We start from the raw sequence: 2,248 nt of genomic DNA, 5'->3' as shown, positions 1-2,248 counted from the left end.
CCGACGCGCGAGCATCGGCACAAGACTCAACGCGGGAACAACCGCACGAGACCCAACACAAAGACCCCCCGCACGAGGCCCAGCGCGAGATCCCCTCCCGCACGAGACCCAACGCGAGAGACTCCTGCACCCACCACCACACACACCAGTTCACACACACCAGTTCACACAATGTGCAGCAGAACTCCGACAAAATAACACGTTTTTGTTCGACTTCTGCTGCACATTCATTGCTCGCCGCAAGAACACCGACACAACAGCCAACGCTCGATCCCCTCCCGCACGAGGCCCAGCGCGAGATCCCCCCCGGACGAGAGCCAACGCGGGAACAACCGGACGAGACCAAGCGCGGAGAGACTCCCGCACCCACCCAATCTATGCCTGCTGTACAGAACCTCTACCCGAGCGAAGTATTCTTCTACCCGAAGTATTCTCAACACTCGCTAGCACTATTCAACAAGCATTTCCTGCATAGTCTGTTGATTCGCACGCAGGGCCCCTATTGGCATGCCGGTATCACTAGGCCACCACGCTTGTTGCGCGTCGATACTTATCGTCACGTGCTGGCCCGACTTCGCCTTCCACGAATCGTGGAGCGCGATGATGGGGCTCACTGTTTTCGCCTTTGGAGATCCCGGAGATCCACTGGACTTAGCCATGACCAGGGCTGTGGAATCATCAACTACCAAAACCGTGTACGGTCCAGGTTCCGGCCCATTGGGGTGACGATCGTTGCTAGAACACTGTGCTTAGCGATGAGGGTCTTAATTACACCCAAGGCTGCAACGCCCCTCTCTGATTAAAAGCTACCGGGTAGAAACTCCGCGTCAATTATGAACCGTGCGCGCGACTCTCGCCACTAAATCGCGCTAACGCTGTAGCAGACTCGTAGAGGCAAATTGATGCTGCTGTGGCCAAGTTCATCGACTCGGCGCGGCCTCGCATTGGGATGCTGACCCGCAAGTCCGCCAAATCCTGCCAATGACCCAGCCCATGGGCCTCGTTGCCAAAGAGCCACGCGGTGGGTTGCGCCAGAATGGGCTGCTCACCAGGATCAGCCCCCACGGCCTCATCCAAAGAAACGTCACCGTCCATTGCCGTAGCCATGACAGTGAAGCCGTCCTCGTGGAGGCGATCGATCACTTCGGCCACACCTGCTTCGCGGGCCACGGGCAGGTGGAAAAGACTACCCGCAGAAGCCCGAACCGCTTTCCCGCCTTGAGGATCGACTGACTGCCCCGCGAAAATCACGCCAGCGGCGCCCAGCGCATCGGAGACACGGATGATGGTGCCGGCATTGCCCGGTTCAGCGGTTTCCACGGGAACCGAGATCAGCGGCAAGCTATTTTTCGCGGAAGCCAGTACCGCATCCAAGTCCGCAAGTTGAGAGTTGCACAGCGCAAACAAACCCGTGGTCGTGACGGTTTCCGCGAGTTGGTCAGCCGCGCGGGGTGAAATGAGATTAATAGGCGCGGAGGAGGTGGCGTCGAGCAAAGAAGAAAAGCGCTGAGCAGCAGATTCAGTAACAAAGACTTCAATGACCGAACCGTGTTGGAGGGCCGACGTGACAGCATTTTCTCCCTCGGCCAAGAATCGGCCAGCCTTCCGGCGCGCGGCGGCGCGGTGCAATTTCGCGGCGGCAACGATTCGTGGGGTACGTTCGGTAAAGATCTCCTGCTCAGACATAGCTCTTACTGTACCGAGGGCGGCATCGCCGTCCGTGACGCGGGACTAGCGTTCCAAGGGGAATCCGTTGGAATCGCGGTCATATCCCCCACTTCCGGTCAGGATCAGTAAGAAGTCCACGAATACCCAGATTCCAACGATGGCCAATCCCACGAACCCGATCAAAACAATCACGGTGAGCCACGAGAGAAGAGTCATCGCAAGCTGGACGGACGCACGACCCGTACGGCCCAGGTAGAAATTGTGTGCGCCGAAGGTTCCCAAAAAGAACGCGAGCAGCAGGGCCACGACCCAGTTCTTCTGGTTATAGCCAGGCGGCACCTCGCTCGGGACCCCGTAACCGTACCCAACACCGGGATGAGCACCAGGCATAACCCCGCCCGTGCGGTACAGATCCGGGTGGTTGTATTCGGGCATCCCGGTCCGAGGGTGCGTGGGCATCCCGGGGTGGGAATGTGCCCGGTAGGGATTAGAGTTGCCTGGATAATTAGGGGCAGGTTCACCATTAAATGGGTGACTCATAATCGTCTCCTACTTCCGTTCGCGTGTGCTTGCGGGCGTG

3 protein-coding genes are annotated in these 2,248 nt (G+C 58.6%); all 3 read right to left on the bottom strand.

Annotation, left to right across the window (positions count from 1 at the left end; genetic code table 11):
* Positions 1–449 precede the first annotated feature (449 nt).
* Entirely contained in the window at positions 450–659 is a 210-nt protein-coding gene (locus tag HMPREF3098_RS11405) for a hypothetical protein (RefSeq protein ID WP_141739745.1), read from the bottom strand.
* 172 nt (positions 660–831) lie between these two features.
* Positions 832–1,686: a TrmH family RNA methyltransferase gene (locus HMPREF3098_RS09725; protein ID WP_070434984.1), complete on the bottom strand. Its 855-nt coding sequence runs from the start codon at positions 1,684–1,686 to the stop codon at positions 832–834.
* Positions 1,687–1,731: 45 nt separating this feature from the next.
* Positions 1,732–2,208 carry a TM2 domain-containing protein gene (locus tag HMPREF3098_RS09720; protein WP_070434983.1) on the bottom strand — a complete coding sequence of 159 codons (477 nt, stop codon included), beginning with the start codon at positions 2,206–2,208 and terminating at the stop codon, positions 1,732–1,734.
* Between the last annotated feature and the right edge of the window lie 40 nt (positions 2,209–2,248).

It is taken from the genome of Corynebacterium sp. HMSC28B08, from assembly GCF_001806865.1.
GTDB classification, from domain to species: Bacteria; Actinomycetota; Actinomycetes; order Mycobacteriales; family Mycobacteriaceae; genus Corynebacterium; species Corynebacterium auriscanis.
The sequence above is the reverse complement of the archived record's forward strand: the minus strand, read 5'-3'. Positions and strand labels throughout refer to the sequence as shown.